The organism is Candidatus Margulisiibacteriota bacterium (assembly GCA_041658645.1).
GTDB lineage: Bacteria > Margulisbacteria > WOR-1 > O2-12-FULL-45-9 > XYB2-FULL-48-7 > JBAZZV01.
The window spans coordinates 228,583-252,791 of the sequence record JBAZZV010000002.1 but is presented as its reverse complement, the minus strand read 5'-3'; the positions used below and the strand labels follow the sequence as shown (position 1 = coordinate 252,791).

Here is a 24,209-nt window from a genome sequence, read left to right as displayed (position 1 = left end):
CAAGTATCCTGATGGACGGGGTAGTGACTTCGGCTAAGATCGTAGATGGAGCAATAACTTCAGCGAAGGCCGGGTTCAATTATGCGGCAGCAAGTGCGCCGGCGGGTGCCGCCAGTTCGATCGCGGATGGGATAGTTACTTCGTCTAAGCTTGGTTTATTAGCAGTGACCTCGGCAGCTTTGGCGGATAACTCGGTAACATCAAGTATCCTGATGGATGGGATAGTTACTTCGTCTAAGCTAGGTTCATTAGCAGTGACCTCGGCAGCTTTGGCGGACGGGGTAGTTACATCAGGCAAGCTAGGAGCATTAGCGGTAACCTCGGCAGCTTTGGCGGATAACTCGGTAACATCAAGTATCCTGATGGACGGGGTAGTTACATCAGGCAAGCTAGGTTCATTAGCAGTGACCTCGGCAGCTTTGGCGGACGGGGTAGTTACATCAGGCAAGCTAGGAGCATTAGCGGTAACCTCGGCAGCTTTGGCGGATAACTCGGTAACATCAAGTATCCTGATGGACGGGGTAGTGACTTCGGCTAAGATCGTAGATGGAGCAATAACTTCAGCGAAGGCCGGGTTCAATTATGCGGCAGCAAGTGCGCCGGCGGGTGCCGCCAGTTCGATCGCGGATGGGATAGTTACTTCGTCTAAGCTTGGTTTATTAGCAGTGACCTCGGCAGCTTTGGCGGATGGGGTAGTGACTTCGGCTAAGATCGTAGATGGAGCAATAACTTCAGCGAAGGCCGGGTTCAATTATGCGGCAGCAAGTGCGCCGGCGGGTGCCGCCAGTTCGATCGCGGATGGGATAGTTACTTCGTCTAAGCTTGGTTTATTAGCAGTGACCTCGGCAGCTTTGGCGGATAACTCGGTAACATCAAGTATCCTGATGGACGGGATAGTTACTTCGTCTAAGCTAGGTTCATTAGCAGTGACCTCGGCAGCTTTGGCGGACGGGGTAGTTACATCAGGCAAGCTAGGAGCATTAGCGGTAACCTCGGCAGCTTTGGCGGATGGGGTAGTGACTTCGGCTAAGATCGTAGATGGAGCAATAACTTCAGCGAAGGCCGGGTTCAATTATGCGGCAGCAAGTGCGCCGGCGGGTGCCGCCAGTTCGATCGCGGATGGAATAGTTACTTCGTCTAAGCTAGGAACATTAGCGGTGACCTCGGCAGCTTTGGCGGATGGGGTTGTGACATCGGTCAAGATGGCGTCCAACTCAGTGACTTCGGGAATCCTGGCGAGCGGTGCAGTAACATCAGGGATCCTGGCAGATGGTGCAGTTACCGCCGACAAGACGAACATTGCGGCGATCAATTCTACGACCGGCAACCTGGCGTCGGACATTAACATCACAACTACCGGTATCGTTACAGCGGCAGCGGTTAAATTGTCCGGTGATTCCGACAGTGTTCAATCGACGGCGACCGGTACGACCGGGCGGGCAGTGTATGGCCGGGCGAGTGTGGCCGGGGGTCTCCGATCGGGAGTTACCAATTACGGCGGATATTTTGTCGCGGACGGACAGTATGGGCGAGGCGTTTACGCGGAATCAACCGGGAATGGGGGTTATGGTATTTATGCCGTTACCACAAGCCCTGAAGGATTAAGCAAAGCCGGATATTTCAACAGCTCCGGGAGCATCGGTATAGGTATCGACGCTTTTGGTAACGCCAAAGGCGGGAGTTTCAGTTCAAATAATGCCGATGGCATCGGGGTTGATATTACTGTAATAGGTGCGTCAGCTTATGGCTTAAAAAGCGTAAACAGTTCGAGCACCGGCACAAATTACGGTGCCTACGGTGAATCGAAAAGCGACGCCGGCTACGGTGTCTATGGGTTGGCCAGCACCGGCGGCAGTGGGACGGCCTACGGTGTCTACGGCAATGTTCAAACTTCGACCAACGGCTACGGCGTTTACGGCTACGCGCCCAAGTATGCCGGTAAATTTGAAGCTGTCAGCGAGAATTCCAGAGCCGTCGAAGGCGCGGCTACCGATACAAGCGCAGGAACTACCAATTACGGCGGCTATTTTTCGGCTGGCGGAACTAACGCCGTCGGTGCTTATGGAGACGCATCCGGTGTGGCCGGCAAAGGCGTTTACGGCAAGGCCTCCAGCGCGACCGGCACGACTTACGGCGTCTATGGTGAATCGACGAGCGCCAATGGTTACGCCGGTTATTTTACCGGCGGGTTGGGGGTAAAAGTTGTTGGCCTGGTCGAGTCCTCGTCCGGCGGCTTCAAATTTCCTGACGCAACCACCCAGACCACCGCCGCAACTTCCGGCACTTATGTTTTAAAAGCCGGCGATACCATGACCGGCACGCTAACTAATTCCGCGGGGGCTAATTTAGCGACTTCTTCGGGCAGTGTCGCCATCGGCAATACAGCGCCCGGCGCTTATAAATTATCCGTCAGCGGCGATACATTATTAGACGGCAAGCTTATAGGCGGTACAGAAGTCGGTGTTAATCCGAGGATTGCTTTTGGGCCTTACGCGAATGCATCCGGAGGCTGGGGATCGATAGCGATGGGCTGGAATCCACAATCTCTAGCTATGATGTCGTTCTCGTTCGGAGAGAGTGTTACCGCGAGCGGCGTTAATAGCGTAGCGATCGGCAAATACACTACCGCTAGCGGTAGCAGTTCAACCGCACTGGGCAACCGGATTACCGCCCAGGGGGATTTTTCCTTTGGCATCGGATTAGACGATACAGCGGGCAGAACAATAACGGCGGCCAACACTATGGCGATCATGGGCGGCGATGTTGGCATCGGCACGACCAGCCCTTCGAGAACCCTGGAGGTTATTGGAATAGTCAAGGCGACTAATTTCTCCGGCAATGGTTCGGGTTTGACCAATGTTACCGGTACGGATAGCACAAAAGTCCTCAAAGCCGGCGACACCATGACCGGCTCACTAACGATAGCCGCGTCCGCGGTGAATCTTGATATAGGAGAGGGGCTGATTTCTCCGAGAGGCACAATAGGGGTTTTGTTATCAGGCGATGGTAAAGACACATTTATCGAGACTAATTCTGGAGATATGTCGGAAGGGTTAATTATGAGGGGAGGCGGTGCGGATTCTGGCATTGTCAAACAGGTGTCTGGTAGCGGCTATACGAGTGGCTGGACTATAGGATTGAATATTTTTACGAAAGACACAAATCCTATTGTTTTTAAGACCAATGATACGGAACGGATGAGGATTTTGGGGACCAGTTCTTCCATCGTTTCTTCCGCGAATCTAAGCCTGTCCGGCGCCGATGTGGGGGGAACCCAGTCAACAGGGGCGACCTTAACTTTAGAAGCCGGTTCAGGTTATTATCCCGCGGGAGCCGCGGTGCTTAAGGGCGGCGATTCTCCTTTTTATACCGGCACGGGAGCCAAGCTTACGCTTCAAGGATCGGATTACAATGCCGGTTCAAGCGCTATCCTTAAGCTGGGTCTGCGCGCCAGCGGCGCGGGCACGCAACCCTCCTTTGAAGTCACTGATTCAACCAATAGAAAATTATTGACTGTCTTATCAGGCGGCAACGTCGGCATCGGGACGGCGAGCCCGAGCGTCACCTTGGAGGTAGCTGGAAAATTAAAGGTAACCGGCAGGGTCTACTTTTCTGGACTGGCCGCCGGCACAGGCACGACCCTGGTCTTATCCGCGACTACCCTTGAGGTTCTGACGTCAAGCTCCAGCCGCAGATATAAAAAAGATATCGTCGATTATCAAGCGGACCTGAACAAGATCGGGGAACTCCGGCCCGTCCGCTTCCGGTGGAACGAACACACCGCCACGCCGGACAGAAAAGATTTCGGCATGATCGCGGAAGAGGTCATTAAAGTTTTCCCTGAATTGGTCGAATTAAACGCGAACGGCTCGCCCGAATCGGTCCATTACGAAAAACTGCCGGTCATCCTGCTTCAGGGTTATCTGGAACAGCAAAAAGAGATGATCAGCCAGCAGTCCCAGATAGAGTCGTTGAAAAAAGAAGTAGCGGAGTTAAGAGGGACCCTGAAGAACGCGAAATGAGATTTGCTGTCATTATGATGATATTGGCCTTACTTTCGGGATCGGCTTTTTCAGTTGGGTCTTCCGCGAGCTATAAACTGGCCGCCGAAGTCCTGGACTCGGGCGCGATAAAAGGGAGTTCGGCTTCTTTTCAACTGCTGGGCAAGAGCCGGGGTCATGGGCTGTCAGCCCGCGCCAGCTCGAGCTATATCATCGGCGAGGGTTTCTTGCGGAGCGCTTATTCCGCCCGCGCTGTTTTCGCTCCCATCGTCACCGCCGTCGAGCCGGCGACCGCCGCCGCCAACCAAAAAATTTCACTGACGATTTCCGGCGCTAACTTTACCGCCGGCGCGGCCGTCAAATTAACGTTGAGCGGTGAAACAGATATCACCGCCTCGAATGTTGTTATCGCGGGCTCCGGCCAAATAACCGGCGATTTTGATCTGCAAAACGCCAAAGCCGGCTCATGGGCCGTTACGGTGACCAACCCTGACGGGCGGGCGGGAACACTCCCCGCGGCGTTCGTGGTAACGGCTGTGGCGCCCACGGTTTCGTCGATCACGCCCGCCAAAGGCTTAAATGACGCGCTAGTGAGCATCACCGATCTGGCCGGTCAAAATTTCCGGAGCGGCGCGGCCGTCAAATTGTCGCTGACCGGCGCGAGCGACATTAGCGCGGACAAGGTGGTTGTCGAATCGGCCGCGAAAATTACCTGCCGGTTCAACCTGGTCAGTAAGACGGTCGGCATCTATGACGTTGTGGTGACCAATGATGACGGGTTGAGCGGCACGCTGGCCGCCATTTTCAAGATCGAGTCGCCCGTTCTGGAAGTGATCAAGCCGGTTGAAAGCGAAAAGAATCCTTTTGACCCGCGCCTCGGGCCGACCACGCTTAGTTATTCGTTGAGCCAAGACGTCAACCTGACCGTTTACATCTTTAATATCCGGGGGGAGAGGATCTGGGAATATCGGGCCCCCGCCGGCACCCCGGGCGGCCAGGTGGGCGAAAATAAAGTGCTCTGGGACGGCATCACGCTGTTTAGGGAAAATGCCCCCGCCGGCGTCTATCTTGTTCATCTCACCACCACGGCCGGCGGCGGGATGAAAACATTGAGCAAGACAAAGATAGCGATTATAAGATGAGAAAAATAATCCTCACGGTTTTGGTTTTGGCCTTCTTTGGGGTAAGCTACGCTGCCGTGACGGGCAGCGCGGATGACGCGACGGTGATTGGCGGCGGCGCGCGGCCGCTGGGGATGGGGCGGGCGTTTACGGCGGTGGCCGACGACGTAGACGCCGTTTTCATCAATCCGGCGGGGATAGCGGGCTTAAAAGGGCCGGCGGCCATGGCCATGTTCACCAACCTGATCGGCGAGATCTATTATTCCGAATATTGCGGAGCGGTCCCTTTCCGCTGGGGAACGGTGGGCCTGGGCTACATCACGACGGGCGTCAACCAGATCCCCACCAAAAACGAGCAGGGAGAAATCGTTATGACCGATTACTACGATTCGCTGTTTTTGTTGAGTTACAGCAGTCCGCTCTCCCGTTATTTCGGCTACGGGCGCAATATTTTTGTCGGGCTGAATTATAAGGTCTTTAACCGCGGTTATTCCGGCGGGTATAACCTGTTTGCCTCCGGGCAGAGTTTTGATTTTGGGATCAAGTTGGTTCTTTCTCCATACTTGAGCTTCGGCCTTGCCCGCTCGAATATTCTGCCGGTCTCGCTGGGCGGGATTCTCCGTTACAGCAGCGGCATAGAGGAATCACTGACGGGGCAAACCAAGATCGGCGTGGCGGCAAAACCGGTTATTTTTAACGGTGATTTGCTGCTGGTTTGCGACGGCAAATTTCCCGCCCAGGGCACCCGGCCGGTGACCGCGAATTTTGGGGTCGAGTATAAGGTTGGCAGTGCCCTGGCCGTGCGCGGCGGATTTGACCAGAGTATCGATACGACCAACACCTCGAGGACCAGCTGGAGCCCGACCTTTGGCCTTTCTCTGGGCGTTCGGGGCTTTCGGATCGACTATGCTTATCACCCATTCTATAATGACCCCGAGTTGGCAACAACCTACCTTTCTTTGTCCTATGTCGGCGAGCCCTGGCTGGCGCTTAAAGGGGGCCCTTCCGCCTTGCCGGAAACGCCGGAGCGGCGCGGCCGCCAATGAAGTTTTTTAAGACGATTTTTTTCGGGGTCCTTTTATTGGCTTTTATGCTGACTTTCGTCGACGCTCAAAATTTCAAAGTTTCCCAGCTGGGCCTGGGCCTGCGCGAATATCTGCCGGGGGACATTGTCCATATCATTATCGAAGCGCCGCCCGACACCAACCGCGTCAGGGCGACCATGCCGAATGGCGACGAAGTTAACTTGAGCTATGACGGCCGCTCGAGCGTCTGGAACGGCTACTGGGACGTGCCGGCGGGCGTGAAAAAAGGGATCTATACGGCCAAGCTGGTCGCCAGCGATGTTGCCGGGGTGACCTTCCAGGGCGACAGCAGCGTTTTTTACATCGGCGAGCCGATCCTGGCCTTAATGATGAGGATCGCGGAAACCGAAGAAGCCGCGGCGGTCAAGCTGACCGAGAAAGAAAGGATCGCCCGGCAAAGAGCGATCGAATCGGCGCGCCTGGCGCTCGCGGCCAGGCGGCGAGCGGGCTTAACCGAAGAAGCGGTGGCCGAAGAAGCGGCGCTCCCGGTCCAGCCTCCGGCCAGAATAGCGGCCAAAAAGAAACCATTTAAACTTGCGGCGAAAAAGAGTAAGATTAAGAAATTCGCCCGGGCCGGGACCAAAGAAGATGTCAACGTGACCAAGGCCCGCCTGATCGTCGCCGCCCGGTCTTACCTGGCGAAATTTGAATATCAAAAGGCCAAGTCGGAATTGAAGGTGTTGTTAAAGATCGAGCCTGATAATCGTGAGATCAAAACGATAGTCAACCGCCTGGAGGCGGTGATCAGGGCGAAAGGCAGCCATCTGTGAAAAAAATAATAGTTCTCTGCCTGCTCATGGCCTGCGGTTGGCACTCGCCGGGTTTTGGCGAACAGCCGGTGGCGCAGAAATATTTCGATCAGGCGACCACCCTGTACCTGGTGGGCGACCTGAAGGCCGCGCTGGCCAGCGCGGACCGGGCCCTGGAGATCAATCACAATTTTCGCGGCGCGAGGAAATTAAAGGACAGCATCCTGCGGGAAATGAGCCTGCGGGCAATGGGCTTGGTTCCGCGCGTCGCCGGGACGCCGGTCAAAATGCCGCCGCTCGAGACCGCCCCGCCGGCGACCAGAGAAGTTCAGCTGCCGCCGCCCGCTCCGGCCCCCCTCCCCAAGCCGGCCTCAACTAATTGGCTCGTCTGGACGGGTTTTGTTCTCGGGCTGGCTTTTATTTTCTTTTCCGGAATTCTCCTGGCGGTTTTTGCCAGGCGGCTCTTGGCCCAAGCCGCGGCAAGCCAAGCCGGCGAAGAAGAAGCCGGCGGGTTGAAAGTGCTCAAATCGATCTCCGAGGACCAGCGGCTCTGGTCTCAAAAGATGGGCTGGCGAAATAATCCTTTTACCCTTGATGTCCATCCCGAGCTGTTGACCGGTTACGAAAAAGAGGTCAAAGAAGTGCTCGGCAAGATCAATTCCCACAGCGGACATATCCTGATCTCCGGCCCGCTCGGCATCGGCAAGACCACTCTTTTGCGCTGGCTGGCCGGCCAACTGCCCAAGGGAGAATACCACACGGTCTATATTCCGCGTCCCCCGATCGAGTTCAACCAGCTGGTGGCGCATATCTTTCAGAGCCTGGGCTACAGCTATGAGCAGGCAAAAAAAGAGAGCGATCTTTATAACCTGGGCCAGCTCCGGAAGAAAATGAAAAAACACCTGGTCCTGCTGCTGGACGAGGCGCACGAATTCACGATCGAGATCGAGCGGCCGCTGCGCACCCTGGGCGATATTGACGGGGTCAATCTGGTTATGGCGGGCCTGCCGGAAACGCTCGATAAATTAAAGAATGAGATCCAGCCGCTTTACGAGCGGCTGGTGTTAAAGGTCACTCTGGACCATCTGGAATTTGAAGAGCTCAAGGAACTGATCAAAGTGCGGGTCGAGAGCGTCGGGGGGAGGGGTTCGCGTCCTTTTACGTCCGCCGCCCTGGCCAAGATATTTGAGATCTCCCGGGGCAATCCCCGCCAGGCGATCAAACTTTGCGACAACGCGGTGTCCCTGGCGATCGAACGGGGAGAAGAAGTTGTCGGAGCTGAATTCATAGGGGAAACGGAAAGGGAAGGATCATGAAAATCCTGGTCACCGGCGGGGCCGGCTTTATCGGTTCAAATATCGCGGATGCTTTTATCGCTGCCGGCCATCAGGTCGCCATTGTCGATAACCTGACGACCGGCAAAAAAGAGAATCTTAACCCCAAAGCGGAATTTTTTCCCGTCGATATCCGGGACGCGAAGTTGGCCGAAGTGGTCAACGATTTCGCGCCGGAAGTCATCGCCCATCTGGCCGCCCAGATCGACGTGCGCAAATCGGTCAGCGACCCGGTCTTTAATGCCGAGGTCAATGAGCTGGGAACTTTAAACCTTCTCAATGCGGCCGTGCGGTCCAAAGTCGGCAAAATAATCTTTTCTTCGACCGGCGGCGCGCTCTACGGCGAAGTGCCGGAAAAAGGGGGCGCGGCCGAAGACCACGCGCAGGAGCCGATCTCGCCCTACGCCATAACCAAGCGCTCCGTCGAGATGTATCTGTACGCTTACTGGAAGCTTTACGGGCTGAAATTCACCGCCTTGCGCTACGGCAATGTTTTCGGCCCGCGCCAGGACCCGTTGGGGGAGGCGGGGGTTATCGCCATCTTCTGCGGCAAACTGCTAAAAGGGGAAACGGCGACGATCTACGGCGACGGCGAACAACTGCGCGATTACGTTTACGTTGGTGATGTGGCCGCGGCTAACCTGATCGCGCTGACCCGAGGGGACAATAATATCTTCAATATCGGCACGGGAGTGGGGACGTCGGTTAACCAGCTTTTCGCTCATCTTAAGGCCTTAACGGAATTTTCCGGGCAAGCAGTCTACGCGCCGCCCAGGGCGGGGGAGCTGTTCCGCAGTGTGTTGAATTGTGAGAGGGCCAGAAAAGAATTGAACTGGCAAGCGCGGCAAGATATTAAGTCCGGCTTGAAGTTGACCCTCGACTGGTACCCGGCGGTTATGTAGGGACAGGGTTTATCCCTGTCCGTAGATGTTTTATTAGCGGACAACCATAAAGGTTGTCCCTACTTTAAATGTTTCTTGACGACTTCGAGAAGCTTGAAGGGGTCAAAGGGTTTGGCGACGTAATCGTTGGCCCCCCGCTTTAAACCTGCCTTAACGTCCTCGTCGGCCGTCTTGACCGAGACCATGATGACCGGGATATCCTTTGTCTTGGGATTGGCGCGCAGTTGGGAGCAGACCTCCAGGCCGTCTATCCCCGGCAGCCTGATATCGAGGAGGATCAGGTCCGGTTTTTCCGCGGCCGCTTTTTGGAGCCCGCTGTTGCCGTCGGGGGCGATGACCGCCTCAAACCCTTCCATCTCCAGGATCTCGGCGATCATCTTGGCGGTGACCGGGTAATCTTCAACGATCAGTATTTTTTTTGCCATAACTTAACCTCCCGCAATTATACTACCGGCAGGGTGAAAATAAAGCGGCTGCCTCTGCCCGGCCCGTCCGATTCGGCCCAGAGCCGGCCGCCGTGCAGGCGGACCAACTCGCGGGAGATAGGCAACCCCATGCCGATGCCGCCGACGGACCGGGTGGCTGAACTGTCCACCTGGTAAAATTTATCGAAGACCTTGCCCAGATTCTCTTTGGCCAGACCAATGCCGTTGTCGGCCACTTCGATTTGGACCGCCGGGCCTTCCACCAAGCTGGCCCGGACGGTGATCTCGCCCCCTTCGGGGGTGAACTTCAAGGCGTTACCGATCAGGTTGGCGAGGACCCGCTTCAGCTTGATCTCGTCGGCCATCAGGGTCGGGATCTGCCCCTCGATAGCGACACTTAACGTCAGCTTTTTTTCTCCGGCCTGGATCCGCATGGTCGCCGCGGTCTCTTCGATCAGGGTCTCGATCGAGAGGAGCTGTTTGAATACCGGGATAGGTTTGCCGATATCGAGCCGGGCGACATCGAGGACATTATCGATCAGCGAGTGGAGATGCTCGGCCTGGCGGGTGATGAGCTCGAGCGCCTGGTGCTGCTGGGGGCCCAGCTTGCCCATTTTCCCCGAGAGGATCAGCGCCAGGTAACCCTTGATCGGCGTCAGCGGCGTGCGCAGTTCGTGAGAGACCATCGAGAGGAATTCGGTCTTCATCCGGTCGACGACCTGCATCTTGGCGATGTCTTCTTTCAGGTCTTTCATCAGGAGGAGGTTCGCCTTGCGGACCTTCTCCAGGTCGGCTGTCCGGGCGGCGACCTTGGCTTCCAACTGCTGGTTCTTGGCGGAGAGTTTGGCATTGGTCTTCTCCAGCTTTTTCTCCAGCTCGGTTCTGCTGTTCATTTTTATCTCCCCAGGGGTTTATTCTGCGTAAGTTTACTCCTGGCATGGAGCGCTGGCAAGTGCTATAATTTGCCCGGTGAAAAAGAAGATCCTATTTTTCTTTTCCGATACGGGCGGGGGGCACCGTTCCGCGGCCACCGCTATAGTCCGGGCGGTCGACCACCTGGGTAAAGATAAGTATAGCCAGGAGATGGTCGACGTCTTTGCCGCCTGTTCCGGCTTCCTGAACCTTTTCGCCCGGCTCTACGCTCCGGTCATCAAATATTCCCCCAAGCTCTGGGGCCAGCTTTATTACTGGCTCGACGACGGCAAGAAACTGGAACAACTGGAAAAAATCTCGCGCCCCTTTATTCTGGAAGAAATGAAAAAGCTCCTCTTGGAAAAACGGCCGGATATCGTGGTCTCTGTCCACCCGATGGTCAACCATCTGACGGTCAAGGCGATCAAGGAACTGGAGCTGAAGATACCCTTCGTTATCGTCATTACCGATCCGGTGACCCTCCACCGCGCCTGGATAGCGCCCGAGGCCGACGGGGCGATCGTGGCCACGCCGGAAGCCAAAGAGCTGGCGGTCAGCTACGGTATGCCCGAGAGCAAGATCAAAGTGATCGGCATGCCGATCGATCCGAAGTTCTTCCTGGCCGACAAGGAGAAGCAGGCGGCGCGGCGCAAAGCCAAGCTTAGCCCCAAGCGTTTCACCATTTTGCTGATGGGGGGGGGCGAGGGGGGCGGGGGGATGCGCGAGATCATTGCCGAGTTCGGGCGGACCGGTTTTGACGGCCAGATCATTGTTATCACCGGCCGGAACAAAGCCCTCGAGACCCGCTTGAAAAAAGAAGCCAAGAAGTTCGGTTTCCCGCTGCGGGTCTTCGGTTTTACCAACCAGGTTTACGAATTGATGAGCGAGTCCGACCTGATCATCACCAAGGCCGGGCCCGGCACCATTGCCGAGGCGCTGGCGATGAACCTGCCGATCATCATCACCTCGTGGCTCCCCGGACAGGAAGAGGGGAACGTGGAATTTGTCGTCCGCGAGAATGTCGGCCGGGTCAGCCGGGACCCGCACCGGGTAGTCGAGCTGGTCAAGGAATTGCGGGAGACCGACGAATTTGAGGAATTGAAAAAGAACGTGGCCCGGGTCAGCCGTCCCCAAGCGGCATTAGAAATCGCGCGTGAAATATTTAGCTTTATTTAGTTTTTTTATATTAGTCTTCGGTCCGTGGACTTCCCCCGCTTGGGCGCAAGAAAATTACCTGCGCGACGTGCCGGAGGGGCATTACGCCTATGACGCCGTTTACGACCTGGTCCGCCGCGGAGTGACCGATGGTTTCCCCGATGGGACTTACCGCGGCCGGCAAGCGATGACCCGCTTTGAGATCGCCGCTTTCATTACCAAGCTCACTGAATCCTTTCGCCGCCGGCAAGGGGCCAACGAGAAACTGATCGAGGAGCTGAAGAGCGAGGTCGCCGGGGTCCGGGCCGGGCGGGAGAAGGACACTACTCTGTCCGGGCGAGTTGACGCGCGCTGGCGCCAGGGTGAGGTCGGGAGCGCGGCCGATTACCGTCTCCGGACTAAAATAGAGAAGAAATTCGGCGACCTGGCCACCATTAAGGCCGGTCTGGACACCATGGATGGCGGGTTTGATAACGGCGCCCGCGAACTGACCAGGGAACTGCTCGATTTTGAAGGACGGGTCAAGCTCGGCGGCGGGACGCTCAAAATGTCAGTGGGGCCGGGCGATGTCGCCCACCTCGATCCTGGTCTCTTTCCCTGGGAATCGGCCGAGAAATACCGCCGCCCGCGGCGGTCGGTCGGCTACTATTTTACGCAGGGGAAGACCGATCTGGCGCTTGATTATCTCTCCCGGTCGACAGCCGCCTCGGGGGCGGTTACCTTGGCCGAGTTCAGTCCCAAGCTGACCCAACGTTATCCCTTGTTCAGTTTTTCTCTGAACCCGAGATGGTTCCAGGCTAACGAGGGGGGACGTGACATCTGCCTGGAGCTGTCGGCGGAAAATAAATTCGGCCAGCTCCTGGTCGGCGCCGCCAAGACGACCGACCTGCCGCACGGTTTATATGCCAAAGGGATGCTGGCGTTCGGCGATAGCTTCCGCCTGGTCGCCCAGAAAGTCGGCAGCCAGTACCGCCAACAGTTCAGTTACAATATTTTTGATCTTTTTGACCGGAACATTTCTGACGGTACTACCAGTGTCGGCGGGCAATTCAACATCGTTTTGCCTTTTGATCTTTATAGTAAATTGACGGGGGATTACACCCTTCCGGGCGAGGTCGTGACCGGGGAATTCCGCCTGGGCTGCAAAGTCTCGGCCGCGCAAACCTTTGAGCTCGTTTACCAGGGCTATCGGGCCGCGACCTACTCGCAGGCGCTCGGGGTAGCGTCAGCGGTCAGTTTCTAGGGGAGGACAATAATGAACGTCTTGGTTGTCTTGCTGATCTCGCTCCCGCTTTTTGGTTTGGCGTATTTCTTTTACGCCAACTATATTGGCCGGGCGCTCAAGCTTGATGCCTACCGGCCAACGCCGGCGGTTCTCTACCGCGATGACCGTGACTTTGTTCCGACCCAGCCGGCGGTCATCTTTGCCCATCATTTCGCGGCGATCGCCGGGGCGGGGCCGATCGTCGGCCCGACGGTCGCGCTCCTTTTTGGTTATGTTCCGGTCTGGCTCTGGATCCTGGTCGGCGCAGTTTTCATTGGCGCGGTCCATGACTTTACCGCTCTCTTTGTCTCGGTCCGCGAGGGGGGGAAGTCGATGGCCGAGGTGGCCGGCCGGACCCTGGGGCGGAGCGGCTTTATCCTGTTCATCTCTTTCACTATTATCATGATCGTTTTGGTCACGGCCGCTTTTCTCGGTTTGACCACCAAGGCCCTGACCTCGCTCGCCCCGCTGGCGACCCTGCAGCTCCCGGCGGACCAAACGCTTCTTCATACGGTCGTTGATAATGGGGTCATTAAGGGGAAGATCGGCGGGATCGCTTCGACCTCGGTCATCATCATGACCCTCTTTGCTCCGCTCCTCGGTTATTTCCTCTATGTCAGAAAAACCAGCGTCTGGTGGTTGACGGGGGCGGCAACTGTGGTGGCGGTCCTCTCGATCTATCTCGGTTTTCTCCTGCCAATCACTTTTGATCCCCGGGTCTGGATGGTCTTGATCACCATTTATACTTTTATCGCCGCCTGGATCCCGGTCTGGGTCATCCTCCAGCCGCGCGACTTCATTAACGTCCAAATATTGTACGCCGGTATCGCCGCCCTGTTGCTGGGGATCGTCGTCGCCGGATTGAAAGGGGTGACTTTGAACGCCCCGGCCTTCAACCTGGCCGCGGCCTCGGCTCATCCCGCCCTCGGCTCCGTCTGGCCGGTCCTCTTTATTACCGTCGCCTGCGGGGCGATCTCCGGTTTCCACGCGCTGGTTTCCGGCGGCACTTCGGGCAAGCAGGTCAAGAGCGAGCGCGATATTTTGCCGGTCGCTTACGGCGCGATGCTCCTGGAAGCGGTCCTGGCGGTTTGCGTCGTCATCGTCGTCGGCGCCGGCCTGCGCTTCCCGGAGTATATCAGTTTGGTTTTTCCCGCCCAGCTCGACCAGTCTAACCCGGTCCTCGCCTTTTCCCTGGCCACCGGTAATTTGTTGAACTTGAGCCTGGGAATCCCCCAGGTCTTTGGCACGATCTTTGGTATCCTGATGCTGGAAGGATTCGTCGTCACCACGCTCGACGTGTCGGTCCGCTTGAACCGTTATCTTTTCGAGGAATTGTGGGGGGCGGTGTTCAAAAAACCACCGCGCATTCTCAAGTCTTATCTTTTTAATTCTTTCCTCTCGGTCACTCTGATGCTTGGCCTCGCTTCCACTAATGCCTACATTACGATCTGGCCGATCTTTGGCACGGGGAACCAGCTCCTGGCGGCGCTCACCCTGATCTCAATCTCGGCCTGGCTGATCGTCCGCGGACGCCCCGCCTGGTTCACTATCATCCCGGCCCTCTTTATGCTGGCGACGACCTTCGCTTCCTTGCTCCTGTTGCTGTTCACTAAATATATTCCCGGGGGAAATTACCCGTTGCTGGTGACCGATCTCCTCCTGCTGGCTTTATCATTTGGAGTGGCGGCTAAAGCGGCGCAATTATTCATTAAAGTTAGAAAGGGGATTGCTTTTAACCCAGAAATTCAGTTGGGGACGGAACAGTTAGCAGAGGAAATGCACTTGGGTTAACTGATCCTCACCTTTCCCTCACCCGCTAACGTTGAGGACTCTCACCCTCTCCCAGAGGGAGAGGGTGCCAAGCATGGTTGCTTTAGCGAGACACCTTCTCCCTCTGGGAGAAGGTACGAATCCTCAACGCCACGGATGAGGGCGGGGAAGGTGCTTTGGCAAGGATAGGGTGAGGAGGTTGACTTTGACATGGGAATTGATATAATTTTATTGGCGGTAAAATGAAGAAAATAACGCTATTGCTCTTAACTTTTTGTCTAGCCTGGCCGGCCTTGGCCCAGAGTGGGGAAGCTACGGCCGTTCCTTTACGGCTCAAGGATGTTCCAGACGACCACTGGGCGGCCTCGGCGGTCTACGACCTGGTCCGCCTCGGCGTGACGAAAGGGTATCCCGACGGAACTTTCCGCGGCAACAAACCGATCAACCGCTTTGAGACCGCTATTTTTCTCTCGAAATTGGCCAAGTCGCTCGGCGGCGAAGATATCAAGGGCGAGATCAAGGCATTACGCGATCAGATCGCCGACCTCAAGAAGCCGCAGGGGGAAATGGCGGTCGCTGGTACTTACCAGGGGGACTGGAAGATGGGGAATATCCTTTCGTCGGCCGGCGCGCCGCGCACCGGACTGGCCGATTACCGGCTGGTCGTCAAGACGGCCAAGGAGCTGGGCGAAGGGGCCGACCTCAAGATCAATCTTGATACGATGGATTACGGCTACTATGACGACGGCTCGGCGGCTATCCCGGGGCGCGGACTGCTCGCTTCGGAATTGTTCGATATCGAATCAAATTTAAAATTGGACCTTTCCGATTGGAACCTCAAGGCGCCCGTCCATCTGAAATTGACCTATGGCCCGGGACCCAAACAGCATGCCTTTGATCCGACCGGCGCTTTTTCCAGCGAGGTCGGGGTTACTTATCTCCGCCCGGACACCGGGATCGAAGCAAGAACAAAACTGTTCGGCGCCGAAGTGACCACCGGCTATTATTCATTGCAGAACCGGACGCTCGACCTTTCCGGCCGGATCAACACCAGCTGGCTGACCGGAGCGATCAGCTATAAGTTCGACCGTTTCCTCCTGGTCAGGGACTTCAAGGTTGACCTGACCGGCGATTACGTTTCGCGCGGACTCCTTTCCACCAGTGACCGGAGCATCAAGGCGAAGATCGACCTGCTGGCGCCGCTCGGCGAGAAAGCCCAGGCGCAGACGACCGTCGGCTTGGGTAAGAGCTCGAGCCAGATGATGGTCGCCGGCAGTGTCTCTTTGAACGACCCGTGGGAGACCGGGACCGTGATGATGGTCCGGGCGGCCAAGGTCGGTTCGGCTTATATTGACGGGCGTTTTGCCGGCGAGCAATTCGACCTGGCCGGTTATGATAATTTTGACCGGCCGCTGGAGAACGGGACCGTCAATTTCGGCGGCCAGTTGGTCCAGTCGGTTTCCGATAAGGTTAAATTGATCGGTAAAGGCGATGTCCGTTTGAACGGCGACTTCAAATATGAGGGGAGCCGAGCGCGGGCGACCGGGCAGGGCGGGATCTCCTATAATCTCGCCCCGAACGTTAACTTTGACGCCGCCTACCGCGTTTACCAGGACAAGTTGAGCGGCGACACCTCCGACCTGGCCGCGGTCGGCCTGCTCTACCGCTTTTGATCCTCGGCCGCCAGATCATCCGCCTGCCGGAAATAGATTCGACCAGCGACGAAGCGCGCCGCCAGGTCAAGCTCGGCGCGGGTGAAGGTTTGGTCGTCGTGGCCGGACGGCAAACGGCCGGCCGGGGCAAACCGGGGAGCCGCTGGCATTCACCCGTTGGTAATCTTTACTTTTCGGTCGTCCTCAAACCTTTTCGTAATCCGAACGAACTGGCCCAGGTCACTCTGGTCGGCGCCCTGGCGGTCCGCAAATTTCTCGAAAAGTTGGGTTGCGCCGGAGCGGTCGTCAAATGGCCAAACGATGTCCTGGTCCACGGCCGGAAGATCAGCGGGATCTTGACCGAACGACTCCCTTCCGGACACCTGATCATCGGTCTTGGTGTTAATATTAATACCTTACCCGCGGCAGTGGGGGAGAACGCGACCAGTCTTTTCGCTCTGACTGGAAAAAACCATCAGCTGGACGAGTGCTTGGCCATCCTGCTGGCCGAGCTGGAGCAGGAGTATCTTGCTTACCTCGGTAAATTTTGCTAACATTTAGTTATTATGGCAGTCAGAGGTATTCGCGGGGCGATCACCGTTCCCAGAAACGATAAAGGGGAGATCATCAGCGCGACCAGGGAGTTGCTGCAGGCACTGGTTGTGGAGAACGGTTTAGAGGTGGCCGAGATTGCCTCGGCTCTTTTCTCCACCACCCGCGATCTGAACGCCGAGTTCCCGGCGGTCGCCGCCCGGGAGATCGGCTGGCACGATACGCCGCTTCTCTGCGGCAACGAGATTGACGTCCCCGGCAGTTTGCCGCTCTGCGTCCGTGTTCTCTTGCACGTTAACACCGACCGGCCGCAGACGGCCATGCGCCACGTCTATTTGCGCGAAGCCAAGAATCTTAGGAGGTAGCCGAAGGTGATCATCATCATGAAGCCGGACGCGAGCCAGGAGCAGATCGACCTGGTCTCGGCGAGGCTGAAAAAGCACGGTTTCGGCGTTCATCTTTCCCAGGGAGCGGAACGCGCCGTGATCGGCGCGATCGGCGACAAATCAGCGATCCAGCTCGAATCCATCCAAATGATGCCGGGCGTTTCCGAGATCGTCCCCATCCGCAAGCCTTACAAAATGGTCAGTCGCGAATTCCAAAAAGCGGATACGATCGTTGAGTTAGCTGGTGGCGTGAAGATCGGCGCCGGCCAAAAGCTCGTGGTGATGGCCGGTCCGTGTTCGGTGGAAGGGGAAAAGGAGTTCCTGGAAGTCGCGGAGGTGGTCAAGCGGGCAGGTGCTTCCGTTCTGCGCGGCGGCGCTTTCAAACCGCGGACTTCCCCCTATGCTTTTCAGGGCCTGGGGGAGCAGGGCTTAAAGTTCATGGCCCAGGCGCGTGAGAAGACCGGACTTCCTTTCGTCACCGAGGTCATGGACACTCGCGACGTGGAATTGGTCGCCAGGTACGCGGATATGCTGCAGATCGGCGCGCGGAATATGGCTAATTTTAATTTATTGAAAGAAGTTGGCAAAACCAAAAAGCCGATCTTGCTGAAACGAGGTCCCGGCTCAACTATTCAGGAGTGGCTGATGTCGGCTGAATATATCCTCTCGGAGGGGAACAAACAGGTTGTCTTGTGTGAGCGCGGGATCAGGACATTTGAAACGGCGACCAGAAATACCCTCGATCTCAACGCCGTTCCGGTCGTGAAAAAATTGACCCATCTGCCGATCATTGTCGACCCCAGCCACGGGACAGGTGAATGGGACCTGGTCCCGGCCATGGCCAAAGCGGGGATCGCGGCCGGTGCGGATGGTTTGATGATCGAGGTCCACCCGCGGCCGGACGAAGCGATGAGCGACGGAGCGCAGTCGCTTAAACCGGATACGTTCCAGAAGTTGATGACCGAGTTGAAGGCAGTGGCGGCGGCAGTTGGGCGAACCCTTTAACTCACCCCCCATCCCCCTCTCTTAAAAAGAGAGGGGGTATAAAAGCTTCAATTCCGTTAAACAATCGTTTTTTTTGTTAATTAAATTAGTACGAACGATCAATCATTATGCGACAACGTTTAAGCAATCTGGTGAAACAAACCGTCCGTAGCCTGAGAAAGGACCAAACCGAGGCTGAAAAAGTCTTATGGAGAGCGCTAAAAGATAGGAAGTTATCAGGAAAAAAGTTTTTGCGGCAGCATCCGATTGTTTTTGAGTGGCAGGGGAGGGAACGGTTTTTGATCGCTGACTTTTATTGTCATGAAGCTAAATTGGTCATCGAAGTTGACGGAGGCGTACATGAGCAACAAAAAGATTATGATGAGGCCAGGGAATATGTCCTTAAAAGTTTAGGCCTAAGCATTGTCCGTTTTCGTAATGCGGAAATAATCGATCAGTTAAGAATATCATTAGATGCCTTAAGAGTTTACTTGAAACCTTCCCAACCCTCTCTTTCTAAGAGAGGGGGGTCAGTTTTGCGCTAGCGGGTGAGTTGGCAGTGGCGGCGGCAGTTGGGCGTCGATTGTAGCCAATAATTCCTTTAAGCCTTCGCCCCGCAGGGCGGAAATGACGACCGCCGGTTTATATTTAGCCAACGTCTTCTTGCTTAGCTTTTTCTCCAGCTGGTCCGCCTTATTGAAGATAGAGATGAGCGGCTTGGCGATACTGTGCAATTCCTCTAAAACCTCGTAAACGGCGCTGATCTGTTGTTCATAACCTTGATGGGCGGCGTCAATGACATGGAGCAAGAGGTCGGCTTCGCTCACTTCTTCCAGCGTCGCCTGGAAGGCGGCGACCAGCTGGTGGGGGAGTTTCTGGATAAAACCGACGGTATCGGTCAACAGAACGACGCGGCCGGAGGGAAGATACAACCGGCGCACCGTCGGGTCAAGCGTGGCGAAAAGTTTGTCTTCCGTCAAGACCCCGGCTTTGGTCAGCGCGTTAAGCAGGGTCGATTTGCCGGAGTTGGTGTAACCGACGAGGGCGACGGTGGGGATGCGCGCCTGGCGCCGCCGTTCCCGCTTGACCTGGCGTTCCTGCCGGACCTTATCGATCTGCTTTTTGAGCGCGCAGATCTTGGCGCGGATGTGGCGCCGGTCGTATTCCAGTCTGGTCTCGCCCGGGCCGCGGGTGGCGATCCCGCCGCCGAGCCGCGACATCATCACACCGCGTCCGCCGAGCCGGGTCAGCAGAAAAGTTGACTGGGCCAGCTCGACCTGGAGTTTTCCTTCACGCGACCGGGCGTGCTGGGCGAAAATGTCGAGGATCAGCTCGGTCCGGTCGATGACCTTGAGGCCGCTCGAGTCCTCGATGTTCCTGGTCTGGGAGGGGGAGAGGGGATGGTCGAAAATAGCCAGGTTGGCCCGGTGTTCGGCGGCCAGCGCTTTCAGCTCCTCTATTTTACCCGAGCCGATGAAATATTTTGGGTCCGGGCGCTCCCTTTTTTGGGTGAGGGTGGCGACAGTGTCCGCCCCGGCCGTGTCGGCCAGCCGGGCCAATTCCTCGAGGGCCGGCGCCTCCCGCCCGATCTCGACCCCGACTAAGACCGCCCGTTCCGTTCTCATTGTTCCTATTGTAACACATGTGTTATAATCAAACGCGTTGATAATGGCAGAAGTTGCGGTAAAAAAAATATTGGTCGTTGACGACGAGCTCGACGTGGTTTCACTGCTTACCCTGATGCTCGAGTCCCAGGGGTACGCGGTGATCAAGGCCGCGGACGGGCAGGCGGCGTTGGAAAAAGCCCGCGGCGAGAACCCCGATCTTATCCTCCTCGATGTCATGCTGCCGAAAATGGATGGCTACACGGTCGCCCGTATGCTAAAATTCGATGAGAATTACAGCCATATCCCGATCATCATGCTGACCGCCAAGATCCAGGAACTGGATAAAGCGACCGGCCTGGAGATGGGGGCGGGCGATTACCTGACCAAGCCGTTCGACGCAGCCGTCCTCCTGGCCAAGGTCCGGGAGCGGCTGGAAAAGAAGGACTAAAAACCATGGTCGACCAGAGCAAGTCGCTGCGCGAGAGCCTGGTCCGCAGCGGCCTCTTGAACGAATGCCAGGTGCGGGAAGCGATCGACGAGGGCCGCCGCACCGGCGAGTCGCTGATCAAGAGCATCCTGCGCAAGTCCCTGGTCGATGAGAACACCCTCATAAATTTCCTGGAAAAAGAGATGGAGATCCCCCGCGTCGACCTGTCGTGCTATCTGGTCGACCAGAAGATCGTCAACCTGGTGCCGATCGCCTCGGCCCGCAAGTATAAACTGATCCCGCTCTTCAAGGTCGGTGACGTTTTGACGGTGGCGATGGTCGACCCCTTCGACGTGCTGGCGATGGACGAGGTCAGGACCAAGACCAAGTGCGACGTTGAGCCGATGGTGGCGACTGCCAAGGAGATCGAAGCGGCGATCGGCCAGTACTATGGGGTGGCCGGTTCGGTGGAGGACCTGATCAAGGATATCAGCCCGGCGGGAACGCCGGTCCAAATGCCGGCGGCGGCCGCCGCGACCGAGGACGCGCCGGTTATAAAATTGGTCAATATGCTGGTGCTGCGGGCGCTGGCCGAGAACGCTTCCGACGTCCATATCGAGCCGACGGAAAAAAGTGTCCGGGTCCGCTATCGGGTGGACGGCTTGATGCACGAAGTTTCCTCTATCCCCTCGCACATCTTTTCCTCGATCGTGACCCGCATCAAGGTGATGGGGAAGATGGATATCGCCGAGTCGCGCGTTCCCCAGGATGGCCGTTTTGAATTGAAGGTCGAGAACAAGGCGGTCGATGTCCGCGTTTCCACTTATCCCTCGATCTACGGTGAAGCGGTCGTCATGCGCCTGCTCGACAAGAGCCACGCTATCTTTTCCCTCGAAGACCTCGGTTTTTCCCCGGATAACCTGGCCAAGTTCGAAGAGATCGTCAAACGCCCTTACGGCATCGTCCTGGTGACCGGTCCGACCGGCTCCGGTAAGACAACGACCCTCTACGCTACTTTGAGCCGCATCCTGACCCCGGAAAAGAATATCATGACGATCGAAGATCCGGTCGAATACGAACTGGCCGGGATCCGCCAGTCGCAGATAAATGTGAAAGCCGGCCTGGAGTTCTCCAACGCCCTCCGGGCGATGCTCCGCCAGGACCCCGATGTCATCCTGGTCGGGGAGATCCGCGATCAGGAAACGGCGCGCATCGCTATCCAGGCGGCGCTGACCGGCCACCTGGTCTTTTCGACCTTGCATACCAACGATGCCGCCGGCACCCTGACCAGGCTGGTCGACATGGGGATCGAACCCTTTCTGACCGCTTCGGCGGTGGCCGCGGTCATCGCCCAACGGCTGGTCCGGACGATCTGCCCGCGCTGCAAGGTCCCTTTTATGCCGTCGCGGGAAGTGTTGGTCAAGATCGGGTTCGACCCGGATAAAAAACAAGAATTTTTCCAGGGAAAAGGGTGCAAGCATTGCCGCAACACCGGATATAAAGGGCGGCTGGGGATCTTTGAGATGCTGACCGTGACCACGCAGGTCCAGGACCTTATAATAAGTAAGGCGACCTCGTCAGAGATCAAGACAGCGGCGATCGCCGCCGGGATGAGGACCTTGCGCGACGACGGGCTCCTGAAAGTGCTCGAAGGGAAGACGACCCTGGATGAAGTGATCAGGGTGACGCAACTTGACTAACTTTAATTACCGGGCCAGGGACAAATACGGCGTGCTGGCCACCGGCCGCATGGAAGCGGAAAACTCCAAAGGGGTCGCGATCCAGTTGGCGAAGCTTGGTTACATGCCGATCTCAATCGACCAGGAAGAATACTCCATCCTGCAGGCGCGCTTCGACGAAGTTCTGGCCAGGTTCCAGCGGGTCCGGCCCGAAGAGATGGTCGTCTTTACCCGCCAGTTGGCCTCAACTCTCGATGCGGGGGTCCCCCTCATTAGCAGTTTGGAAGCGGTGGCGGAACAGATCATGAACCGGACTTTCCGCGCGATCGTTTACCAGGTCAAGAAAGATATCGAAGGGGGCTTGACCTTTTCCGACGCGCTGGATAAATACCACGATGTCTTTCCCTCGCTGGTCGTCAACATGATCAGGGCTGGGGAGAAGGCCGGTATCCTCCCGTCCGTGCTCGACCGCGTTTCCAACCTGATCGAAAAGGATATTGCCACGTCCGACCGGGTCAAGGCGGCGACCCGCTATCCGCTGATCGTCCTGGTGACGCTCTGCATTGCCTTTGTTATCCTGACCACCTATGTTATACCGAAATTCGCCAGCTTTTTCGCCGCCTTCAAGGCCGACCTCCCCCTGCCGACCAGAATTCTAATGTGGCTGAACACTTTCATCTCCGCTTTTTGGTATTGGGTCCTGGGCGGGGTGATCGCTGGCGTTTATTTCTTCCGGAAGTTCCTGGCCACCGAGAAAGGGCGCTACAGCTGGGACCACTTTATCCTTTCTACCCCGGTCTTCGGGCCGCTCTATTCCAAGATTTACTTGTCTCGTTTTGGCCGGATGCTTTCGGCCATGCTCGCCTCGGGTATTCCGATCCTGGAAGCGCTGACCGTGACGGCGGCGACGGTCGATAACAAGGTCATCTCCCGCGTGATCATCGATATTCGCAACGCCGTCTCACAGGGTAAAAGCCTGGCCGAACCGATGCGGGGGAGCAAAGTCTTCCCGCCGATCGCCATTTCCATGGTCGCGATCGGGGAGAAGGCGGGTACGCTGGAGCACATGCTCGGCAAGACGGCCGATTATTTTGACCGGGAGATCGACTACACCATTGATAACCTGACGCCGCTGATCGAACCGTTGCTGATCTTCGGGCTCGGTTTCATACTTTTGCTTTTTGCTCTGGGCATTTTCCTGCCGATGTGGGACTTGATCAATGTCTATAAGACCAATTAGTAATCTACCCCTTGACAAGGAGAGGGGGGGAGCTATAATTTCGTTACGTTCAAAAAAGGAGCCAAAGAGAGATGGAATTATTAATCACCGCTGGAGTTCTTAGCTTGTGTACCGGCCTCTTGTTGTTTTTTTCCGGTGAGACCCTCCGTCGTATCGGCAATGTCCTTAACGCGACCGTCGCTCAAGTCGATGGCGCGGTCATGGCGGTCCGGATGCCGGCCGGGATCCTCCTGGTTATTGCCGGCGGCTGGATCATTTCGGTCGCCTTTAGCTATACTGAACTCTGGTGGCTGCACTTGGTCGGGGCGGTCATCATCTTCTTTGGTCTTCTCTACCTCTTCCTGCCGAACTGGCTGGGGACCATTAGCCGGATTGCCGACCAAATGCTCCTCTCGACCGGTGAGATCGGCAACGGGACGCGCAAAAGTTTCGGGGTCATCCTGGTCCTGGGCGCGATCTATATTTTCTACGCTTTGCTGTTGATCCGCTAGCAAGAAAGTTCATAACGAAGGAGGTGAATAGATGAAAAAAGGTTTTACACTTATTGAGCTTGTGATGGTTATCGTGATCTTGGGGATCCTGGCCGCGACCGCTCTGCCGCGCTTTATTGATCTGTCATCGAAGGCGAAGGAGAACGCAGCCAAAGGTACCCTGGGGAGCATCCGCGCGGCGGTGGCGATCCAATATGCCAGCAACGCGGCGTACGGCAACGCCAGCATGCCTGCTAATATTACCGCGGCCTTGTTCCATGACGGGAACCTCCCGGTCGAACCGTATTCGAACGTTACTACTGTTAACCTTGGCCTGACTCCGGAGGCCGGTGGTACAGGCTGGATGTATGATTCCGTCAACGGACGGGTTTGGATCAACAACAGCGCTTATTCCAGTTACTAATATTAGTTTTTGGGATCATAACGGGGCCCTGGCTAAGCCAGGGCCCCAGTTTTTTTCCTCACCCCTATCC

At 56.6% G+C, this 24,209-nt stretch carries 26 protein-coding genes; 19 read left to right on the top strand and 7 right to left on the bottom strand.

The features are described from left to right. Window positions 1-79: 79 nt before the first annotated feature. Genes WC903_02865 through WC903_02850 form a run of 4 tightly spaced genes read right to left on the bottom strand, consistent with a single transcriptional unit; the run spans window position 80 to window position 1,201 of the window. A complete protein-coding gene (locus WC903_02865; protein MFA5892887.1) occupies window positions 80-580 on the bottom strand; it encodes a hypothetical protein in 501 nt (166 codons plus the stop codon). Continuing rightward, complete coding sequence (locus WC903_02860; GenBank protein MFA5892886.1) at window positions 581-751, bottom strand: hypothetical protein; 171 nt, start codon at window positions 749-751, stop codon at window positions 581-583. Continuing rightward, the gene (locus WC903_02855; GenBank protein ID MFA5892885.1) at window positions 752-1,072 is read right to left on the bottom strand and encodes a hypothetical protein; all 321 of its coding nucleotides are present in this window, start codon (window positions 1,070-1,072) and stop codon (window positions 752-754) included. Continuing rightward, window positions 1,073-1,201, bottom strand: coding sequence for a hypothetical protein (locus tag WC903_02850; GenBank protein ID MFA5892884.1), 129 nt, complete (start codon window positions 1,199-1,201; stop codon window positions 1,073-1,075). Window positions 1,202-1,217: 16 nt separating this feature from the next. On the opposite strand from WC903_02850, the gene WC903_02845 reads away from it, so the two are divergent. Genes WC903_02845 through WC903_02820 form a run of 6 tightly spaced genes read left to right on the top strand, consistent with a single transcriptional unit; the run spans window position 1,218 to window position 9,192 of the window. Further along, complete coding sequence (locus tag WC903_02845; protein ID MFA5892883.1) at window positions 1,218-4,022, top strand: tail fiber domain-containing protein; 2,805 nt, start codon at window positions 1,218-1,220, stop codon at window positions 4,020-4,022. Between the two features lie 14 nt (window positions 4,023-4,036). Then, window positions 4,037-5,143: a hypothetical protein gene (locus WC903_02840; protein MFA5892882.1), complete on the top strand. Its 1,107-nt coding sequence runs from the start codon at window positions 4,037-4,039 to the stop codon at window positions 5,141-5,143. Continuing rightward, window positions 5,140-6,168 carry a hypothetical protein gene (locus WC903_02835; GenBank protein ID MFA5892881.1) on the top strand — a complete coding sequence of 343 codons (1,029 nt, stop codon included), beginning with the start codon at window positions 5,140-5,142 and terminating at the stop codon, window positions 6,166-6,168. Before WC903_02840 ends, WC903_02835 begins: the two co-directional genes overlap by 4 nt. Beyond that, window positions 6,165-6,977 carry a hypothetical protein gene (locus WC903_02830; GenBank protein ID MFA5892880.1) on the top strand — a complete coding sequence of 271 codons (813 nt, stop codon included), beginning with the start codon at window positions 6,165-6,167 and terminating at the stop codon, window positions 6,975-6,977. The genes WC903_02835 and WC903_02830 overlap by 4 nt, the downstream gene beginning before the upstream one ends. Beyond that, complete coding sequence (locus WC903_02825; protein MFA5892879.1) at window positions 6,974-8,272, top strand: ATP-binding protein; 1,299 nt, start codon at window positions 6,974-6,976, stop codon at window positions 8,270-8,272. Before WC903_02830 ends, WC903_02825 begins: the two co-directional genes overlap by 4 nt. Beyond that, entirely contained in the window at window positions 8,269-9,192 is a 924-nt protein-coding gene (locus tag WC903_02820; protein ID MFA5892878.1) for an NAD-dependent epimerase/dehydratase family protein, read from the top strand. The genes WC903_02825 and WC903_02820 overlap by 4 nt, the downstream gene beginning before the upstream one ends. A gap of 59 nt (window positions 9,193-9,251) precedes the next feature. On the opposite strand, the gene WC903_02815 is transcribed toward WC903_02820, so the two are convergent. Together WC903_02815 and WC903_02810 are read right to left on the bottom strand one after the other, a co-directional pair. Then, complete coding sequence (locus WC903_02815; protein MFA5892877.1) at window positions 9,252-9,617, bottom strand: response regulator; 366 nt, start codon at window positions 9,615-9,617, stop codon at window positions 9,252-9,254. Window positions 9,618-9,634: 17 nt separating this feature from the next. Further along, window positions 9,635-10,510 carry a HAMP domain-containing sensor histidine kinase gene (locus WC903_02810; GenBank protein MFA5892876.1) on the bottom strand — a complete coding sequence of 292 codons (876 nt, stop codon included), beginning with the start codon at window positions 10,508-10,510 and terminating at the stop codon, window positions 9,635-9,637. 76 nt (window positions 10,511-10,586) lie between these two features. Between WC903_02810 and WC903_02805 the strand changes: the two genes are divergently transcribed. The 8 genes from WC903_02805 to WC903_02770 all read left to right on the top strand — a co-directional run bounded on the left by WC903_02805 (window position 10,587) and on the right by WC903_02770 (window position 18,837). Next, window positions 10,587-11,705 (top strand): glycosyltransferase, encoded by a 1,119-nt coding sequence (locus WC903_02805; protein MFA5892875.1) that lies wholly within the window; start codon window positions 10,587-10,589, stop codon window positions 11,703-11,705. Further along, the gene (locus WC903_02800; protein MFA5892874.1) at window positions 11,683-12,927 is read left to right on the top strand and encodes an S-layer homology domain-containing protein; all 1,245 of its coding nucleotides are present in this window, start codon (window positions 11,683-11,685) and stop codon (window positions 12,925-12,927) included. The genes WC903_02805 and WC903_02800 overlap by 23 nt, the downstream gene beginning before the upstream one ends. A gap of 12 nt (window positions 12,928-12,939) precedes the next feature. Next, entirely contained in the window at window positions 12,940-14,739 is a 1,800-nt protein-coding gene (locus WC903_02795) for a carbon starvation CstA family protein (GenBank protein ID MFA5892873.1), read from the top strand. 221 nt (window positions 14,740-14,960) lie between these two features. Beyond that, complete coding sequence (locus tag WC903_02790) at window positions 14,961-16,391, top strand: S-layer homology domain-containing protein (GenBank protein MFA5892872.1); 1,431 nt, start codon at window positions 14,961-14,963, stop codon at window positions 16,389-16,391. Continuing rightward, entirely contained in the window at window positions 16,388-16,924 is a 537-nt protein-coding gene (locus WC903_02785) for a biotin--[acetyl-CoA-carboxylase] ligase (GenBank protein ID MFA5892871.1), read from the top strand. Before WC903_02790 ends, WC903_02785 begins: the two co-directional genes overlap by 4 nt. A gap of 12 nt (window positions 16,925-16,936) precedes the next feature. After that, complete coding sequence (gene aroH, locus WC903_02780) at window positions 16,937-17,287, top strand: chorismate mutase (protein ID MFA5892870.1); 351 nt, start codon at window positions 16,937-16,939, stop codon at window positions 17,285-17,287. Window positions 17,288-17,293: 6 nt separating this feature from the next. Next, window positions 17,294-18,313, top strand: a complete 1,020-nt coding sequence (gene aroF, locus WC903_02775) for a 3-deoxy-7-phosphoheptulonate synthase (GenBank protein ID MFA5892869.1) — start codon at window positions 17,294-17,296, stop codon at window positions 18,311-18,313. Between the two features lie 107 nt (window positions 18,314-18,420). Then, window positions 18,421-18,837, top strand: coding sequence for an endonuclease domain-containing protein (locus WC903_02770; GenBank protein ID MFA5892868.1), 417 nt, complete (start codon window positions 18,421-18,423; stop codon window positions 18,835-18,837). Here the strand turns inward: WC903_02770 and hflX are convergent. After that, the gene (hflX, locus tag WC903_02765) at window positions 18,823-19,917 is read right to left on the bottom strand and encodes a GTPase HflX (protein ID MFA5892867.1); all 1,095 of its coding nucleotides are present in this window, start codon (window positions 19,915-19,917) and stop codon (window positions 18,823-18,825) included. The genes WC903_02770 and hflX overlap by 15 nt on opposite strands. A gap of 43 nt (window positions 19,918-19,960) precedes the next feature. Here hflX and WC903_02760 point away from each other — a divergent pair, with 43 nt between their 5' ends. From WC903_02760 to WC903_02740, 5 genes are all read left to right on the top strand, one after another. Continuing rightward, entirely contained in the window at window positions 19,961-20,347 is a 387-nt protein-coding gene (locus WC903_02760) for a response regulator (protein ID MFA5892866.1), read from the top strand. Window positions 20,348-20,352: 5 nt separating this feature from the next. Further along, window positions 20,353-22,026 carry an ATPase, T2SS/T4P/T4SS family gene (locus tag WC903_02755; GenBank protein MFA5892865.1) on the top strand — a complete coding sequence of 558 codons (1,674 nt, stop codon included), beginning with the start codon at window positions 20,353-20,355 and terminating at the stop codon, window positions 22,024-22,026. Beyond that, window positions 22,019-23,245, top strand: coding sequence for a type II secretion system F family protein (locus WC903_02750; GenBank protein ID MFA5892864.1), 1,227 nt, complete (start codon window positions 22,019-22,021; stop codon window positions 23,243-23,245). Before WC903_02755 ends, WC903_02750 begins: the two co-directional genes overlap by 8 nt. Before the next feature lie 71 nt (window positions 23,246-23,316). After that, complete coding sequence (locus WC903_02745; protein ID MFA5892863.1) at window positions 23,317-23,736, top strand: hypothetical protein; 420 nt, start codon at window positions 23,317-23,319, stop codon at window positions 23,734-23,736. 31 nt (window positions 23,737-23,767) lie between these two features. After that, window positions 23,768-24,139 carry a type II secretion system protein gene (locus tag WC903_02740; protein ID MFA5892862.1) on the top strand — a complete coding sequence of 124 codons (372 nt, stop codon included), beginning with the start codon at window positions 23,768-23,770 and terminating at the stop codon, window positions 24,137-24,139. The last annotated feature ends 70 nt before the right edge of the window (window positions 24,140-24,209 follow it).

What these genes read in the sequence shown, in the direction of transcription:
- WC903_02840 (MFA5892882.1), top strand. Translation starts at nt 4,037, where the DNA reads ATGATGATATTGGCCTTACTTTCGGGATCGGCTTTTTCAGTTGGGTCT.
- WC903_02835 (MFA5892881.1), top strand. Translation starts at nt 5,140, where the DNA reads ATGAGAAAAATAATCCTCACGGTTTTGGTTTTGGCCTTCTTTGGGGTA.
- WC903_02830 (MFA5892880.1), top strand. Translation starts at nt 6,165, where the DNA reads ATGAAGTTTTTTAAGACGATTTTTTTCGGGGTCCTTTTATTGGCTTTT.
- WC903_02820 (MFA5892878.1), top strand. Translation starts at nt 8,269, where the DNA reads ATGAAAATCCTGGTCACCGGCGGGGCCGGCTTTATCGGTTCAAATATC.
- WC903_02815 (MFA5892877.1), bottom strand. Translation starts at nt 9,617, where the DNA reads ATGGCAAAAAAAATACTGATCGTTGAAGATTACCCGGTCACCGCCAAG.
- WC903_02810 (MFA5892876.1), bottom strand. Translation starts at nt 10,510, where the DNA reads ATGAACAGCAGAACCGAGCTGGAGAAAAAGCTGGAGAAGACCAATGCC.
- WC903_02795 (MFA5892873.1), top strand. Translation starts at nt 12,940, where the DNA reads ATGAACGTCTTGGTTGTCTTGCTGATCTCGCTCCCGCTTTTTGGTTTG.
- WC903_02790 (MFA5892872.1), top strand. Translation starts at nt 14,961, where the DNA reads ATGAAGAAAATAACGCTATTGCTCTTAACTTTTTGTCTAGCCTGGCCG.
- aroH (MFA5892870.1), top strand. Translation starts at nt 16,937, where the DNA reads ATGGCAGTCAGAGGTATTCGCGGGGCGATCACCGTTCCCAGAAACGAT.
- WC903_02770 (MFA5892868.1), top strand. Translation starts at nt 18,421, where the DNA reads ATGCGACAACGTTTAAGCAATCTGGTGAAACAAACCGTCCGTAGCCTG.
- hflX (MFA5892867.1), bottom strand. Translation starts at nt 19,917, where the DNA reads ATGAGAACGGAACGGGCGGTCTTAGTCGGGGTCGAGATCGGGCGGGAG.
- WC903_02760 (MFA5892866.1), top strand. Translation starts at nt 19,961, where the DNA reads ATGGCAGAAGTTGCGGTAAAAAAAATATTGGTCGTTGACGACGAGCTC.
- WC903_02755 (MFA5892865.1), top strand. Translation starts at nt 20,353, where the DNA reads ATGGTCGACCAGAGCAAGTCGCTGCGCGAGAGCCTGGTCCGCAGCGGC.
- WC903_02745 (MFA5892863.1), top strand. Translation starts at nt 23,317, where the DNA reads ATGGAATTATTAATCACCGCTGGAGTTCTTAGCTTGTGTACCGGCCTC.
- WC903_02740 (MFA5892862.1), top strand. Translation starts at nt 23,768, where the DNA reads ATGAAAAAAGGTTTTACACTTATTGAGCTTGTGATGGTTATCGTGATC.